Source organism: Weizmannia sp. FSL W8-0401, from assembly GCF_038009125.1.
Lineage (GTDB): Bacteria > Bacillota > Bacilli > Bacillales > Bacillaceae_C > Weizmannia > Weizmannia coagulans.
The window spans coordinates 2268587-2283839 of the sequence record NZ_JBBPAG010000001.1 but is presented as its reverse complement, the minus strand read 5'-3'; the positions used below and the strand labels follow the sequence as shown (position 1 = coordinate 2283839).

Here is a 15253-nt window from a genome sequence, read left to right as displayed (position 1 = left end):
ACCGGCTTGTAAAAAAGGTGTCCGTTTTTTGACGGAGGAACTTTACCCTTGCATCGTATGCTTGAAACGCACTTTTGTATAGGATGGCCCGCACATCTAGTATATGTTTGAAATCCGAACCCCATTTTGGAAAAGTTTGGATCCCGCCCGTTTTGCCACAAACAGTTCCGGCCGGGCCATGTACGCGCAATTTATCAAGTAAAACGGCAGAGAAATGTTGGATCGTGTTTGAAAGGGAATGATGAAGGAGGATATCCTATCATTTTCAAAGTAAACGAATACAAAGGCATCCGGCTGATTTAAGGCTGGTATATCAGAACATGGAAGGCAAAATCCGGATCCACGGATTTGGGCATCGGCATTTGGCACTGGATATTTACACGCGGCTTACAGGAAGGAAGTAAAAAGAAGCATTCCCCGATTCCCTTTTTGCCGCAGAAAAAAGGGGATATCACGTTTTCCCTAACAGTATCATTGCCCCTGCCATCAGAAAACCCGCTGGGAAAATCATCCAACGGGTGATATGCCATATTCTTTCATCAAACTTTTTAACGCGGCGATGCTTTTCCGGCTGTAAAGTGTGTCCTCTTTTTCAAGCTTTTCCATCAGTTCGCAGACAGCGGTTTTCAATGACGCGTCATAATCCGGAATCTCGCCGTTGTACGGTTTTGCCGTTTTTCGCGGAATATTCGCCTGTTCCCCGAAGGCCAAAGCTTTCCGCTCGTGAAAAAACGGCACATCCCCTTCATTCGGGTGGTGCAAATCCCCCTGGGCGGGATGCTTTAACACGGCCAGCACCTTAAATACATAATGGTCGGGAAACACTTGCGTAATTTCGCCAATATATTTCCCGGTTTTTTTCGTTGTCACAAGCTTATCGCCAACTTCCAAACCAATTCCCCCCTTGCGCTTTTACTACCATTATGGTGAAAAAGCCGGAAAGAAGCAAAAGAAAACGTTTGGCTTTTTGCTCGGATTTTAGTAAAGTAGACAAGAATAGTGAAACAAATGGAGGTTTCAAGCATATGGCAGAAGACACAATGTATCCGCAGCTTCAAGCGGAAATGCGTGATAACGAAACGGTCGCAGACATGCAGACAAATATGGGCACCATTACGATCAAGCTGTTTCCGGCCTTTGCGCCGAAAACGGTCGAAAATTTTGTCACGCACAGCAAAAACGGTTATTATGACGGCTTGACGTTCCACCGTGTGATCGACGGGTTCATGATCCAGGGCGGGGACCCGAGCGGAAACGGGACCGGCGGCGAAAGCATCTACGGCGCCCCGTTCGAAGACGAATTTTCAGAGCGGCTTTTCAATTTCCGCGGGGCTTTGTCCATGGCCAACGCCGGCCCGAACACAAACGGCAGCCAGTTTTTCATCGTCCAAAGCAAAACGGTCGATCCCAGCATGAAAGGGCAGATGGAACAGGCGGGTTACCCGGCTGAAGTCGTGGAAGCTTATATGGAAAAAGGCGGGACCCCGTGGCTTGATTTCCGCCACACCGTATTTGGCCAGGTCATTGAAGGCATGGAGGTTGTCGATGAAATCGCCGGCGTCCGGACAGGCCTGCAGGATAAACCGGTGCACGATGTCATCATTGAAAAAATCACCATCCGTTAATCGTTGATGCTATTGTCGGCCTTCCCTGCAGCTCTTTCCGGAAACCTGGCCACCAGCACCGCATGAAAAATGCGGTGCTGTATCCGTTTTCTTTGTGGCTTTCGGCTGTTATAATCGATTAAAAGGGGGAGATGCCATTGTTTCCATACCTCATCGGATTTCTGGTTCAATTTCCGCAGGAGAAAAAGTATTATATCCCGGCTTTGATTTCACTTTCATTTTTTGTGCTGCTTGCGGTACTCGTGTTTTTCATTTTCCGGAAAATCAATGAAAAGCAGGTAAAGCAGGCAAAAAAACTGGAAGAAGAAATCATGAAGAAAAATCGCTTTCCACATTCGGATTAGCGTTTCTTTTTTATAGGCGGCAGATGCCCGGCGTTTCCGGTAAAAAGGCAGGAAAGGGTGTCATGTTGCTTCCCCGATGAGTTGTGAACGTTGGATGAAATGAAATAAATGGCTTGTATAACCGGGCGGATTCATATATCTTATATGTAAATGATGTAATCTTTTTGTAACATAAACTACTTTATTGGGGTGATCGGCCATAACCAGGAAGAAAGGTCTTCTCATTGGCATCATTGCGGCAGTTGTCATCATTCTTTTAGGCGGTGCCGGCTATTACCAGGCTACCCGTTTTAACCCGCATGTCAAAATCAACAGCGTCAAAGTCGGCGGCATGACCACTGAACAGGCGATGGAAAAATTAAAGTCTATGACATTAACAAATAAAGTTTATGTCGGAAACAAAGTTTTGGTGGACGGAAAAGATACAAAGGTCCGTTTTACAGACGGCGATATGGCGAAGGTTAAACGCGTTTTCAAAACCCAGCGCACATGGATTCCGTCTTTTAAAGAGAAAGATTATATGATCATGCCGGGGCGGACGGACCACTACCGCAATGTGACACTGAAGCAGGAAGTTTCCAAAAAACTGGAACAGCAAAATAAAAATCTGCAGGCGCCAAAAGATGCACAGGCTTATATGAAGGACGGAAAAATCGGCGTATCGAAAAGCAAAAACGGCAATCAATACGACATTTCCGCCATGTTAAAGGCATATGACAAGCAAAAATACAACAGTGAAATTCATTTGCGCCCGGTGAAACTTCAGCCGGTCCGGGAAAACAGCAGGATTGTAAAGCAGGAAAAGCAAAAGCTTGAAGAACTCTCAAACAAGACGGTCAACTATCTCCTGCAGGAAAAGAAATACCCGTTCAAGGCAAGCGAACTGATTCAAAATGCATCCATCTCCAAAGATATGAAACTGGCAATTGACCCGTCCGGCATCCAGTCGCGGCTGGAAGAGTTGAACAAGGAGAAATCGACGCTCCATAAAAACTTCAGTTTCAAAACGCATGCGGGCTCCGTCATTTCCGTAAAAGGCCAGTCGTATGGCTGGGCGATCGATACGAAAGCGGAAGCGAAACGGATTGCGGACGCCTTCCAAAACGGCAAGGACACCGTCAAGGCCTACAATATTTACGGCGAAGGGTACAGCACGATCGGCGTCGGCTACCATGTCCTGGCCAAAAACGGGATTGGCGATACGTATGCGGAAGTGTCGATTTCCGACCAGCGCATCTGGATTTATAAGGATGGCAAGCTGAAAGTCACAACCCGGGTTGTAACGGGAAGGCATGACACAAATGAAGATACGCCAAAAGGGGTCTGGTATATCGAATACAAAGAGTCCCCGTCTGTACTGGAGGGCAGTGAAGCGGGCAACCCGAATTATTCCGTCAAGGTAAAATATTGGGCACCTTTCACGCTCGGCGGTGTCGGTTTCCATGATGCGGGCTGGCGGAAGAACTGGGCCATGGACGCCTATCTCCACCACGGCTCCGGCGGATGTGTGAACACGCCGCCAAGTGTCATGAAAACCGTCTATGACAACCTGGAACAGAATGAACCGGTCATCGTTTATTAATGGCCGGGACGGCTTCTATACGGGCCGGTTACTGTTTTAGATAAAGGGGCTGTCCCTAAAGCCCCTTTATTTGGATCATAAAATTCATGAAGCTCTTGTGGGCATAGTGACGGAAATTCATAAACGCTTGTATCAAAAAAGGGGGCTCCCATCAGCCGTTTAACGGTTTTTGGGGCAGCCCCTTTTTTACATGGGTTTAAAATTCTTCATAGGTTGCCGGATCCTGCCCAAAAGTCCTGCCGTCCGGGTGGCTTAATCCGGATATGGTGCGCATCTCTTCTTCAGAAAGCGAAAAATCAAAGATGGACAAGTTTTCCAGCTGCCTTTCCGGGGAAGCCGATTTCGGGAGCGGAATGGCGCCAAGCTGTGTATGCCAGCGCAAAATCACTTGTGGAACGGATTTCTGATGGGCCGCAGCAATTTTTTGAATCGCCGGATCTTCAAGCAGATGGTTCGCTCTTCCAAGCGGGCTCCATGATTCCGTTACAATTCCGTGTTCTTCATGCCAGGCGCGCTGCTCCTCCTGTGCGAAATAAGGGTGAAGTTCCACCTGGTTTATGCTCGGCGCAACCCCGGTTTCTTTTATGATCCTTTGCAAATGCTCCGGCAAAAAGTTGGAAACGCCGATCGAGCGGACAAGCCCCCATTTTTGCGCATCGACAAGCGCCTGCCACGCTTCCACATATAAATCTTTGCTTGGGTTCGGCCAGTGGATGAGGTAAAGGTCAAAGTAATCGAGGCCGGACCTGTACAATGATTCCTGAATGGTCTGGACCGCTTCTTTATAAGCATGGTGCCGCCCCGGGAGTTTCGAAGTGATGCGCAGCTGTTCACGCGGAACGGAAGAGCGCCGGACCGCTTCGCCGACCGCTCCTTCGTTTTCATAATTAAATGCCGAATCAATCAGGCGGTAACCCGCATCAATGGCGCTTACGATCGCCTGGACGCCTGCCGCCCCGTTCAGTTTGTATGTGCCGAATCCGACGGCCGGAACGGTCATCCCGTCGTTCAGTTTGATTTCAGGAATGGAAATGGACAATTTCTATCGCTCCTTTCGTATTTTGTAATCAGTATACCATTGGCTGGAAAATGCATCCATTTTGATGATTGATCTTGCTGCCTTGGGGCAGAGAAAAACCAGCGTAAAATTTAAACCAGCGGGTTCAGGCGAAAAGATCCAAAACAACAGGCACAGCCCCCCGCGAAACGGCGGGCATGAACCTCCCATGGTGGCTTCGCATTCGCTGAAAAAAAAGCAGCCGGCATGAAAGGTACAGCAAAACCAAAGGGGATCTCTGGAAAAATCAATCAATCGCCGGAAAGCCGCAAGAAATTGGCGATGGGAGGCGCTCCGGGAGAAACCGGTATCATTTCCGGAAAAGCAATTAAAAAAGCAGCTGCCCAGAGGACAGCTGCCCGTCTTTATTCTGGCCTTACGGAAGTTTGTGCTAAAAATTCTTCGTCATCCGGATTCCTTCCGTACCGTTTCCCGGTGTTCAATGAAGCGATTTTTTCCATGTCTTCCGGGGTTAACGAGAAATCGAAAATCTCGCTGTTTTCTTTAATCCGGCTCGGGGTCACCGATTTTGGAATGACGACAATGCCTCGTTCCACGTGCCAGCGCAGCACAATTTGCGCCGGGGTTTTGCCGTATTTTTTCCCAAGCTCAACCAAAACAGGCTGCTCAAGCAGGTTGTTTTTGCCCTGGCCGAGCGGGCCCCATGCTTCATGTAAAATATGATGCTGTTTCAGAAATGCATGCAGTTCATTTTGCGGAAATTCCGGATGTGTCTCAATTTGGTTGATCACCGGCACCACTTCGCTATGGGCCAGCAAATCTTCCAAATGGTGGATTTGGAAATTCGATACGCCGATCGCTTTTACTTTGCCTTCATGGTAAAGTTCTTCCATTGCTTTCCATGTTTCAATATATTTCGGTGACGGCCAGTGGATCAAGTAAAGATCCAAATAATCGGTGCCAAGACGGTCGAGGCTCGCCTGGAAAGCGGCTTTTGTTTCTTCATAGCCGTGGTCGTAGTTCCACACTTTCGACGTAATGAAGATTTCTTTCCGGTCTACGCCGCTTTCCCGGATTGCATCGCCGACATATGTTTCATTCCCGTAAATCATCGCAGTATCAATATGGCGGTAGCCGGTTTCCAGCGCGGCTTTCACAGCGTTTTTCAACTCATTTTCTTCTTTTACAAGAAAAACGCCGAGGCCGAGTTGCGGGATTTCAACGCCGTTATTGAATGTTAATTTTGGAATCGTTTGAGCCATCCTTCATTCCTTCTTTCGCTTAGATATGTAAGTGTATGAGGATTTTAACACAATCAGGCAGAATTTTGCACGCACAAGGACTGTGAGCGCAAGTTTTGACGGTTGGAACACCGGTTTGTTATATTTGGAACGAACTTTTCCGCCATTTACATAGCGGTTCAGGTGCAAAAATATCAGGCGTAAGGAGTAGTTTTGCAATGAATGATTTATTTACCCCGTACAAGCTGAAATCGCTTGAAGTGAAAAACCGTATTGTCATGCCCCCTATGTGCCAATACTCCGTTGAGAAAAAAGATGGCGTTGCCACTGACTGGCATTATGTCCATTACGTCAGCCGTGCCATCGGGGGTGCCGGCCTGATCATTATTGAGATGACCGATGTGGAGCCGGACGGCAGAATTACCGACAACGATCTCGGCTTATGGTCTGATGAACAGATCGCCCCGCTTGCCAAAATTGTGGAAGCGTGCCATCAGTACGGCGCCAAAGTCGGGATTCAAATCGGACATGCCGGCAGAAAAGCACAGGACGCAAAACAGCCGGTTGCCCCTTCCCCTATCCCTTTTGATGACAATGCAAAAACACCGAAGGCATTAACGAAGGAAGAAATCAAAGAAGTCGTCCGCAAATTTGGCGAATCTGTCCGCCGCGCCGTCCAGGCCGGCTTTGACACGATCGAACTCCACGGCGCGCACGGTTATCTGATCCATGAATTCCAGTCGCGCTATACAAACAAACGGTCAGATGAATACGGACAGGATTTGGCATTATTCGGAAAAGAAGTCATCGCCGCTGCCAAAAAAGAAATGCCTGCTGACATGCCGCTTATTATGCGCATTTCAGCCCGTGAATATGTCGATGGCGGGTATGGCATTGAAGAAAGCATTGCATTTTCGAAGGCGTATAAGGAAGCGGGTGTTGACCTGTTTCATATCAGTTCCGGAGGCGAGGGCCCTATCGGTGCAGACGGGCGCCCGGGGACGCACGCTGCTTACCAGGTGCCGCTTGCACGCCGGATCAAAGAGGCTTTAAACGTTCCGGTCATTGCTGTCGGCCGGCTGGAAGACCCGGTTCTTGCCAATGCGGTAATCGGAAACGAAGAAGCAGATCTTGTTGCGGTCGGCAGAGGCATGCTGCGCAACCCGTACTGGGCGCTCGAAGCCGGTATCGTGCTCCGCAAAGACGCAGGTATTCCGGTCCAATATACAAGAGGATTTCCAAAAAGATAAGGAAGGCTGTTTGCAGCGGCCGCCCGTAGAAGTTCCCGAAGCGAACACTTGAAGCCGGTACCGCGCTGGAAAAACGGTCCAATATACAAGGGAATTTTCAAAACGGTAAGGAAGTCTGTTTGCAGCGGCCGCCCGTGCATTCTGGCTGAAAGGATAAAAAGCGAATCCAAAAAACAGGAAAACAGCGCTCTAAACGAGGCGCTGTTTTTTCTCTTTACAGCATACAAAAAACGGGGCCGGAAAACGGGACCCGCAAAAATAAAAAAAGGGGGAATACTTATGATAGTGCGGCTTCCCGAAAGTCGCCCTCACTAAGGAAAGCATTGTAGTATTAGGATAGCCGTTGTGAATGAAATTTAAACCTCTTATAAAATTATTTTTTTCCGAGCGCTTCCAAAAATACGGAAGCGGCTACATCAAGAACAGTGGAGAGTTTTAATATTGTCTGTGTGGTCGGAATTTGTTCCCCGGTTTCGTACTGTTCGAGTGTATGTTTGCCAATCCGGGCTTTCACGGCCAGTTCTTCGATGCTCATCCCGTTTAATTCACGGTAAAATTTCAACTTCTCACCAAAGCTATTCATGAGACGCCCTCCCTTAACGATTATTTTAAATAAAAATACTTCCTTTCCATATTCATTTCTTTATTTTATTGTAGCATATGGGCGGGTGGCAGGCTGAAGCAAATTTTTGAACTTTTTTAAACACGGGCACGATAAAAATGATAAATAAAGAAAGGTTCCGGGTGCCTGCCGGGGCCAGGCCTGAAAAATATTTGGGGAATGACATGCACTCGTGACTATGATATAATATTTCATTGCGTATAACAGGAAAAAAAACAATACTAGGAGTGTTTTCATGTCAAATTATGAAGCAGGAAATGTATACACCGGAAAAGTGACTGGAATTAAGCCGTTCGGCGCGTTTGTAGCGCTTGATGAAGAGACACAAGGCCTTGTCCATATTTCCGAAATTAAACACGGGTATGTCAAAGATATTCACGATTATGTCCACATCGGGGATGAAGTCAAAGTAAAAGTGTTGTCGGTAGACGAAGAAAGCGGCAAAATCAGTCTTTCCATGAAAGCAACAGAAGAAGCGCCGCATCAAGACACAAGGAAACCGCGCCGGCGCCAAGGTGCCGTGAAAGCCGCCGAAGAGTCCGGAGAAGGTTTCAACACGCTGCGCGATAAGTTAAAAGAATGGATTGAAAAATCAAAACGTGAAGATTTGATTAAAAAATAATCGGGCGATTCCGGGCATACAGATTGTCCGGATTTTTTTTATCCGAAAAACGCCGGGTCTGCCTGTGGGGATAAATCCGGTGTATGGATCTCAGTTCCGCCGTGAGCTGGCTGCAAATCCCGCTTACGCCGCTGCCCAATTTAAAGTGCGATGCAAACCGCTTGTACGCGCAAGCCCGCCGGATGAATGGCGGGCGCCGCCGTTTCTATGCAGAATAGTTTCTTACCACGATTTGCCGGGTGAATCCGTCTGAAACCACGTGCCATGCTGCTATGCAGAATAGTTTGCCTAACGCGGGGAAATCTGCCCGCGTATTATTCTATATATAGCGGGATATAAATGGTCAATTCCGGTTCATCGCTTAAAGGTTCGTATGTTGCCGGATAATCTTCACGGTGCTCAAGCTGCCCCTGAAAGACGGTATAGCCGTTTTTCCTGATCCATTTATACAATTCGGCATACGCTTTTTGCACGCCTTTGCCTTTATATTTCGCAGCCGCAAATGTATACGAAGGAACAGTCAGGGCTGTCATGCCTTCCGGAACCGCTTCTATGTAGGCCACTTCGCGGACAAGGTAAAAGGAAAACAAGCCATCATCATCCTGCGGGTGGTAGGAAAGCCCGGTCACAACACCGGGATCGGTGCAATGGCGGATTTCCCCCATTTTTTGCTTAAATTGATGGAAAAATCTTTTGATATCCCCGTTTGCCGCCTGCTCGAAGGTACCGGTCCATTTGCTCCCGACCGCGTTAAATGCGTGTTTCTGAACAATTTGAATTTCCAAGCTGCACACTTCCCCGCTAATCTTTATAGCTTCATTTTAAATGAAAAAAGAAGCGGGCGTAAAGGGAAAAAAGATAAAAAAACACAAAAAAAGGCAGGCATGCTGCACTGCCTTTGCTACAATGAATACGGTTTCCAACGGCCGGATAACTTATCTCGTCGGTTTTGCCTGGGTAGTACGTTCCACTTCGGCATCCGGTTTGAAAAGCAGGCCGAGGTTAATCAGGCCGCAAATGCCGACAATGCCATAAATGACCCGGGAGATCGCGGAATTGTCCCCAAAAATGGCCGCTACCAGATCAAAGTTGAAAAAACCGATAAGGCCCCAATTGATCGCGCCGATAATCGTGAAAATTAACGCAATTCTTTGTACAATGCTCATTTTTTTACCTCCTTGTTCAATGTACAGGAATAGCATGGCAAGAATCCGCAAACATTATGCATGCAGGAAATGTGAGAAATTCGTTACATTCCTTGCGAAAAGGGTAAAGATTCGATAAAGTGGAGATGGTAAATCGATAACAGGAGGATCTGGACAATGACGCATATTCAGTTTGATTATTCAAAAGCGCTCGCGTTTTTTAACGAACATGAAATTACATACTTAAGCGAACCGATTCGATTGGCCCACAAGCTTTTACATGAAAAAACCGGTGTCGGCAATGATTTTACCGGCTGGCTGACATTACCAAAAGATTATGATAAAGAAGAATTCGCCCGTATCCAAAAAGCAGCGGCAAAAATCCAAAGTGATTCCGACGTGCTGCTTGTGATCGGCATCGGCGGTTCTTATCTTGGTGCCCGTGCCGCAATTGAAATGCTCAACCACAGCTTTATGAACGTGCTGCCGAAAGAAAAGCGCAAAAACCCGCAAATTTTCTTCGTCGGCAACAGCATCAGCTCCACCTATATGAAAGATTTAATGGACGTTCTGGAAGGCAAAGATTTCTCCATCAATGTCATTTCCAAATCCGGAACAACGACAGAACCGGCGATTGCTTTCCGTATTTTCAACAAACTGCTCATTGAAAAATACGGCGAAAAAGAAGCAAAAGGCCGCGTCTATGCGACAACGGACCGCGCAAAAGGAGCATTGAAAACGCTGGCTGATGCGGAAGGTTACGAAACATTCGTGATTCCGGATGATGTCGGCGGCCGTTACTCTGTTTTAACGCCTGTCGGTCTGCTTCCGATCGCAGTAAGCGGCGTTGATATCCAAGCGATGATGGACGGAGCAGCAAAGGCCGTTGATGATTTCTCAAACCCTGAAGTAGCGGAAAACATTGCCTACCAATATGCGGCTGTCCGTAATATCCTGTACCGCAAAGGCAAAACGATCGAAATGCTGATCAACTACGAACCGGGGCTGCAATATTTCTCTGAATGGTGGAAACAATTATTCGGTGAAAGTGAAGGGAAAGACCAAAAAGGCATCTATCCTTCTTCCGCAAACTTCTCGACCGACTTGCATTCCCTTGGCCAGTATGTACAGGAAGGCCGCCGCGACTTGTTTGAAACGGTTGTAAAAGTAGAGCAGGCGCGCGAAGAACTGACAATTGAAAAAGAAGAAAACGATTTGGATGGTTTGAACTACCTGGCCGGCCGCACCGTTGACTTTGTGAATAACAAAGCATTTGAAGGCACATTGCTTGCCCATACAGACGGGGGCGTACCGAACCTGGTGGTCTCCATTCCGAAAACCGATGCATACACATTCGGCTACCTCGTTTACTTCTTTGAAAAAGCCTGTGCGGTAAGCGGCTATTTGAACGGCGTCAACCCGTTCGACCAGCCTGGTGTGGAAGCATATAAGAAAAACATGTTCGCACTCCTCGGCAAACCGGGCTATGAAGATTTGAAAGCAGAACTCGAAAAACGTTTGAAATAATGCAGAAAAAAAGCAGGGCAATGCCAGCCCTGCTTTTTTTCTTGGATAAGGCAAACGCAAGCCAAAACTTCCAGCTGATTCAGATGAAGCCGCTTCTCAAAACGAAGCAATCTTCGTAGTGCAGCATATCAGATGTAGCATAAGGTGCAAGCCGCTTTATAAAAATGCGCAATCTGCAAGGCACGGGATCAGCTGCTTTTCCAATTTGGCCGTCCACTGCTGAACATCCGCCTGCACCGGTTCTCGGTTATTTTATCGCCAATTCGCTGGAAAATTTTCCTGGCAAACTTTTGAATGGTTACTTGCCTTTTTCCAAAACGACAAATAAATGCTCTTCATCCGTAATGGTATAATCCAAGGGCGGATTGATCATGGTGTCATCCCTCGATTGGATGCCGATTAAAATTTTTCGCTCTTTCTGCAGCTGCCGGCTCAAATCTTTTACCGTCAAATTCCGCCACTTCGGCTTCACCGGAATAAAGTCAAGATGGTTTTTTTCCTGCTGGTTCAATAACGACAAAAGCGTATCGGACATCCCGTTTGAAATCAGGCTGTTCAGCATGACAAAGCTTGCCTGTATATTTGCCTGGATCACTTCATCCGCGCCCGCCCGCTTGGCATTTACTACCTGGTCGGCTGTCTGGATTTCCACAATACAATATGCATCCGGGTTCAAGCCTTTGACAGCAAGCAGTGTCAGGACTGCGCCCATGTCTGCTTCCGTCTCCGTTTTATGCTGGTCGGACGTGATCAGCACTGCCTTCGCCGCCCGGACATTTGCTTTTTTCAGCGTCTCGTCCTGATACGGCTTTCCTTTTATAAAATACACATTATCATAAGGATAAGGGTTGGATTCAAGTGTTTCATCCACCAATACAATGGGCTGCCGCTCTTTTAATTCCATGAGCTGCCCGATTACTTTTCTGGCGCGTTCGTTCCAGCCGATAATGACCATTTGTTTTCCTCCCGTAAACGCCGCTTTTCCTTCCAAAAAAGCGTTTTGCCGTTTAGCCGTTGCACCGGCCAGCGCCACGAAATAAGCAGACAGAATGCCGGCACCCGATAAAATGAGGATGATGCCGATCACCCGGCCCGCAAAAGTGACCGGGTACAAATCCCCGTAACCGACTGTTGCTGTCGTGATGACTGCCCACCAAACACCATCAAACACCGTCGGGAAAGTTTTCGGTTCGACAAAATGGATGGCCAGCCCGAATACAAAGATCACAGCAAGGGCCAGGTTCAATATCCGGACAATGATCGGCCAGCGTAAAAAACGGTAATAAAAGAAATGAAACATACCGTCCACTTCCTTTTTTGGTATCTTCATTAGTATTCCCCGGCCGCAATGCGAAAAAACAAGGCGGCAAACGGGAAACTATTTTTTAAAAAAATAGTTGCACAATCATTTTTTGCATTGTATAATAACATTGTCGCTGATGAAAAACGGTGATCATGACAAAACGGGGCATTAGCTCAGTTGGGAGAGCGCTACATTCGCATTGTAGAGGTCGGCGGTTCGAATCCGCTATGCTCCATTCCCAACTTTATATCACGGGGCATTAGCTCAGCTGGGAGAGCGCTTGCATGGCATGCAAGAGGTCAGCGGTTCGAACCCGCTATGCTCCATCACACAAAACGTCCACCCTGTTACAGGTTTGGGCGTTTTTTCGTATATGCGCCCCTGAGGAAAAATAAAATTAACCCCTGAGGAACTGTCCCGTTATAGCCCCCAATCCGACAAAGCTTGAGGTCCGGGACCCAAAGCTGCTTCCCCGGCTGCCAAATCCTTTTTTATCATGATCCTGCTTTGCCTCACATATATTTTTACCAAATCCCTGAAGTAAGGAGGTGCGGCCTTGCTTGTCCTTAACGGAAGTGATGTCCTCAAATCGGCCTCCATGCAGGAAATGGTTGCAGCTGTAGAAGAAACATACCGCATCTATGAAGAAAACGGTTATCAAATGCCGCTGCGCACGCATTTTACCATCCGGAACCACTCCGTCCTTTTTATGCCGTGCAGCACAAATGAGGCAGCCGGCGCAAAAATCGTCTCGGTTTACCCGGGCAACAAGGACCGGCCGGTGACACAGGGCGCTGTCATTTTGGTTGACAGCAGGAATGGATCCATGAAAACGCTTATGGACGGCACGGTTTTAACCGGGCTCCGGACCGGGGCAATCGGCGGGGCGGCGGCAAAATATCTTGCGCCTGGCGATGCCAAAACGGCCGGGCTTATCGGCACGGGTTATCAAGGGCTGTATCAGCTTGCCGGCGTTTGCACCGCACGCAACATCGAAAACATTTTTTTATTCAACCGGACACCTTCCCACATTCCCCCATTTATTCGCCGGTTCAAAACGCTCATTCCAAATATCCCGGTCCATACAGCCAAATCCGCCCGCGAACTTGCCGAAAACGCCGATATCCTCATTACGGCAACATCATCTGCCACACCTGTACTGCCGGAAGAAGACCTTTACGACGGAAAGCTTGTCATTGGCATCGGTTCATACCAGCCGCATATGCGCGAATTTCCTGATGCGCTTTTGAAAAACTTGAAATCGATATATCTCGACTCGCACGATGCCGCAAAGGAAAGTGGGGATGTGGACAGCCGGCTTGAAACCATTCCGTTTTCCAAAATTGTCACGCAAAAAGTAAAGCCGGATCCAAACACGCTACAGGTTTTTAAATCAACGGGCATGGCCCTGTTTGACCTGGTGGCTGCAGAAACGGTTTACGAAAAAGCCATACAGCTCGGGATCGGGCAAATGCTCGATTTTTAAAGGGGGAACAGCGCATGGAAAAATATTTGAATTACATTGACGGCGAGTGGTGCAAACCGTCAACGGGAAAATTTGCCCCGGTTGTAAATCCTGCAAACAGGAAAACATTGGGCGAAGTGGCGCAGTCCGAAGCACCGGACCTTGACCGCGCCGTCCAGGCTGCCAAAAGCGCGCAAAGCATGTGGCGGCTCGTTCCGGCACCTGAGCGCGCAAACTATTTATACAAAGTCGGAGAACTGTTAAAACAAAGAAAAGAACAGATCGCGCGCACGCTTACAAGCGAAATGGGCAAGGTGATCGATGAAGCGCGCGGGGAAGTGCAGGAAGCGATCGACATGGCATTTTACATGGCAGGGGAAGGGAGACGCCAATTCGGTGATACCGTGCCATCTGAGCTGCAAAATAAATTTGCAATGAGCATCCGTGTGCCGGTTGGCGTTGCCGGGCTGATCACGCCGTGGAATTTTCCGATCGCCATTGCTTCCTGGAAATCACTGCCGGCGCTTGTAACGGGGAATGCGGTGATTTGGAAGCCAGCTACGGAAACGCCGGCCACAGCATGCGCATTTGTAAAAATTTATGAAGAAGCGGGACTCCCAAAAGGGCTTGTCAATCTTGTCCACGGCTCCGGTTCCGTGATTGGCGGAGCGATGGTGGAACATCCGGGCATCGGCCTCATCTCTTTTACCGGCTCGAATGAAGTCGGGCGTAAAATCAATGAACGGGCAGGCGGCCTTCTGAAACGGACTTCGCTTGAAATGGGCGGGAAGAACGCAGTGATTGTCATGGACGATGCGGATCTTGATCTAGCGGTGGACGGCATCCTTTGGGGTGCATTTGGCACGAGCGGGCAAAGATGCACGGCTACAAGCCGGGTCATTGTCCATGAAAAGATCAAAGATGCACTAGAAGAAAAGCTGATCCGGCGAACGGCGGAATTGAAAATCGGCGACGGCCTCGATGAAACGGTGGCAGTCGGCCCGGTTATCAATGCAGAAGCGCTCGACCGCATCCACCAGTATGTTGAAACCGGCAAAAAAGAAGGGGCAAGGCTGCTTACAGGCGGGCGCATTTTGCCGGGAAAAGGATATTACTATGCGCCGACCGTTTTTACGGATGTCAGCCCGGAAATGGTCATTGCACAGGAAGAAATTTTCGGCCCGGTTGTTTCGATCATTCCGGTAGCAGGCCTCAAAGAAGCGATTGCCGTTAACAACAGCGTCACGTTCGGGTTATCGAGCGGCATTTTTACAAAAGATGTGAATAAAGCTTTTCAGGCGATGCGTGATTTGGATACCGGGATTGTCTACATCAATGCCGGGACGACGGGGGCTGAAATCCATCTCCCGTTCGGCGGGACAAAAGGAACGGGCAACGGGCACCGCGACTCGGGGCCGGCAGCGCTTGATGTATACACGGAATGGAAAGCCGTGTATGTCGATTTCAGCGGGAAACTGCAGCGCGCCCAGATCGACAATCATTAAAGGG

The 15253-nt window shown here is 48.3% G+C and carries 15 protein-coding genes and 2 tRNA genes; 10 read left to right on the top strand and 7 right to left on the bottom strand.

Translation table 11 applies throughout. The features are described 5' to 3' along the window. Positions 1-507: 507 nt before the first annotated feature. The gene (locus tag NSU00_RS11260) at positions 508-891 is read right to left on the bottom strand and encodes a kinase-associated lipoprotein B (RefSeq protein WP_207369071.1); all 384 of its coding nucleotides are present in this window, start codon (positions 889-891) and stop codon (positions 508-510) included. Between the two features lie 134 nt (positions 892-1025). On the opposite strand from NSU00_RS11260, the gene NSU00_RS11255 reads away from it, so the two are divergent. The 3 genes from NSU00_RS11255 to NSU00_RS11245 all read left to right on the top strand — a co-directional run bounded on the left by NSU00_RS11255 (position 1026) and on the right by NSU00_RS11245 (position 3551). Beyond that, on the top strand, positions 1026-1625 hold the full coding sequence (locus NSU00_RS11255) for a peptidylprolyl isomerase (protein ID WP_328013867.1): 600 nt from the start codon (positions 1026-1028) through the stop codon (positions 1623-1625). A 137-nt stretch (positions 1626-1762) separates the two neighbouring features. After that, positions 1763-1969: a hypothetical protein gene (locus NSU00_RS11250; protein WP_207369070.1), complete on the top strand. Its 207-nt coding sequence runs from the start codon at positions 1763-1765 to the stop codon at positions 1967-1969. A 331-nt stretch (positions 1970-2300) separates the two neighbouring features. Then, a complete protein-coding gene (locus tag NSU00_RS11245) occupies positions 2301-3551 on the top strand; it encodes a L,D-transpeptidase family protein (RefSeq protein WP_340702828.1) in 1251 nt (416 codons plus the stop codon). 196 nt (positions 3552-3747) lie between these two features. On the opposite strand, the gene NSU00_RS11240 is transcribed toward NSU00_RS11245, so the two are convergent. Together NSU00_RS11240 and NSU00_RS11235 are read right to left on the bottom strand one after the other, a co-directional pair. Continuing rightward, positions 3748-4590 (bottom strand): aldo/keto reductase, encoded by an 843-nt coding sequence (locus NSU00_RS11240; RefSeq protein ID WP_013860102.1) that lies wholly within the window; start codon positions 4588-4590, stop codon positions 3748-3750. A 383-nt stretch (positions 4591-4973) separates the two neighbouring features. Next, the gene (locus NSU00_RS11235) at positions 4974-5831 is read right to left on the bottom strand and encodes an aldo/keto reductase (RefSeq protein WP_013860101.1); all 858 of its coding nucleotides are present in this window, start codon (positions 5829-5831) and stop codon (positions 4974-4976) included. A 197-nt stretch (positions 5832-6028) separates the two neighbouring features. Here NSU00_RS11235 and NSU00_RS11230 point away from each other — a divergent pair, with 197 nt between their 5' ends. Then, positions 6029-7060: an NADH:flavin oxidoreductase/NADH oxidase gene (locus tag NSU00_RS11230; protein ID WP_017553439.1), complete on the top strand. Its 1032-nt coding sequence runs from the start codon at positions 6029-6031 to the stop codon at positions 7058-7060. Between the two features lie 373 nt (positions 7061-7433). Here the strand turns inward: NSU00_RS11230 and NSU00_RS11225 are convergent, their stop codons facing one another. Continuing rightward, positions 7434-7643, bottom strand: coding sequence for a helix-turn-helix domain-containing protein (locus NSU00_RS11225; RefSeq protein WP_019721420.1), 210 nt, complete (start codon positions 7641-7643; stop codon positions 7434-7436). Between the two features lie 274 nt (positions 7644-7917). Between NSU00_RS11225 and yugI the strand changes: the two genes are divergently transcribed. Further along, positions 7918-8304 (top strand): S1 domain-containing post-transcriptional regulator GSP13, encoded by a 387-nt coding sequence (gene yugI, locus NSU00_RS11220; protein ID WP_013860098.1) that lies wholly within the window; start codon positions 7918-7920, stop codon positions 8302-8304. Positions 8305-8618: 314 nt separating this feature from the next. Here yugI and NSU00_RS11215 read toward each other — a convergent pair whose 3' ends face one another. Both NSU00_RS11215 and NSU00_RS11210 read right to left on the bottom strand, forming a co-directional pair. Further along, positions 8619-9098, bottom strand: coding sequence for a GyrI-like domain-containing protein (locus NSU00_RS11215; RefSeq protein WP_340703691.1), 480 nt, complete (start codon positions 9096-9098; stop codon positions 8619-8621). A gap of 141 nt (positions 9099-9239) precedes the next feature. Next, positions 9240-9470: a DUF378 domain-containing protein gene (locus NSU00_RS11210; protein WP_013860096.1), complete on the bottom strand. Its 231-nt coding sequence runs from the start codon at positions 9468-9470 to the stop codon at positions 9240-9242. 156 nt (positions 9471-9626) lie between these two features. Here NSU00_RS11210 and NSU00_RS11205 point away from each other — a divergent pair, with 156 nt between their 5' ends. Beyond that, the gene (locus NSU00_RS11205; protein ID WP_013860095.1) at positions 9627-10976 is read left to right on the top strand and encodes a glucose-6-phosphate isomerase; all 1350 of its coding nucleotides are present in this window, start codon (positions 9627-9629) and stop codon (positions 10974-10976) included. Between the two features lie 298 nt (positions 10977-11274). Here the strand turns inward: NSU00_RS11205 and NSU00_RS11200 are convergent, their stop codons facing one another. Beyond that, positions 11275-12276 carry a potassium channel family protein gene (locus tag NSU00_RS11200; protein WP_017553444.1) on the bottom strand — a complete coding sequence of 334 codons (1002 nt, stop codon included), beginning with the start codon at positions 12274-12276 and terminating at the stop codon, positions 11275-11277. Positions 12277-12441: 165 nt separating this feature from the next. Between NSU00_RS11200 and NSU00_RS11195 the strand changes: the two genes are divergently transcribed. From NSU00_RS11195 to NSU00_RS11180, 4 genes are all read left to right on the top strand, one after another. Further along, positions 12442-12514: transfer RNA gene (locus NSU00_RS11195), tRNA-Ala, on the top strand. Positions 12515-12532: 18 nt separating this feature from the next. Next, a tRNA-Ala gene (locus NSU00_RS11190) sits at positions 12533-12605 on the top strand. Between the two features lie 230 nt (positions 12606-12835). Next, the gene (locus tag NSU00_RS11185) at positions 12836-13765 is read left to right on the top strand and encodes an ornithine cyclodeaminase family protein (RefSeq protein WP_340703690.1); all 930 of its coding nucleotides are present in this window, start codon (positions 12836-12838) and stop codon (positions 13763-13765) included. A 14-nt stretch (positions 13766-13779) separates the two neighbouring features. Then, complete coding sequence (locus tag NSU00_RS11180; RefSeq protein WP_340703689.1) at positions 13780-15249, top strand: aldehyde dehydrogenase family protein; 1470 nt, start codon at positions 13780-13782, stop codon at positions 15247-15249. The last annotated feature ends 4 nt before the right edge of the window (positions 15250-15253 follow it).

What these genes read in the sequence shown, in the direction of transcription:
- NSU00_RS11255 (WP_328013867.1), top strand. Translation starts at nt 1,026, where the DNA reads ATGGCAGAAGACACAATGTATCCGCAGCTTCAAGCGGAAATGCGTGAT.
- NSU00_RS11245 (WP_340702828.1), top strand. Translation starts at nt 2,301, where the DNA reads ATGACCACTGAACAGGCGATGGAAAAATTAAAGTCTATGACATTAACA.
- NSU00_RS11235 (WP_013860101.1), bottom strand. Translation starts at nt 5,831, where the DNA reads ATGGCTCAAACGATTCCAAAATTAACATTCAATAACGGCGTTGAAATC.
- NSU00_RS11230 (WP_017553439.1), top strand. Translation starts at nt 6,029, where the DNA reads ATGAATGATTTATTTACCCCGTACAAGCTGAAATCGCTTGAAGTGAAA.
- NSU00_RS11225 (WP_019721420.1), bottom strand. Translation starts at nt 7,643, where the DNA reads ATGAATAGCTTTGGTGAGAAGTTGAAATTTTACCGTGAATTAAACGGG.
- yugI (WP_013860098.1), top strand. Translation starts at nt 7,918, where the DNA reads ATGTCAAATTATGAAGCAGGAAATGTATACACCGGAAAAGTGACTGGA.
- NSU00_RS11210 (WP_013860096.1), bottom strand. Translation starts at nt 9,470, where the DNA reads ATGAGCATTGTACAAAGAATTGCGTTAATTTTCACGATTATCGGCGCG.
- NSU00_RS11205 (WP_013860095.1), top strand. Translation starts at nt 9,627, where the DNA reads ATGACGCATATTCAGTTTGATTATTCAAAAGCGCTCGCGTTTTTTAAC.
- NSU00_RS11200 (WP_017553444.1), bottom strand. Translation starts at nt 12,276, where the DNA reads ATGTTTCATTTCTTTTATTACCGTTTTTTACGCTGGCCGATCATTGTC.
- NSU00_RS11180 (WP_340703689.1), top strand. Translation starts at nt 13,780, where the DNA reads ATGGAAAAATATTTGAATTACATTGACGGCGAGTGGTGCAAACCGTCA.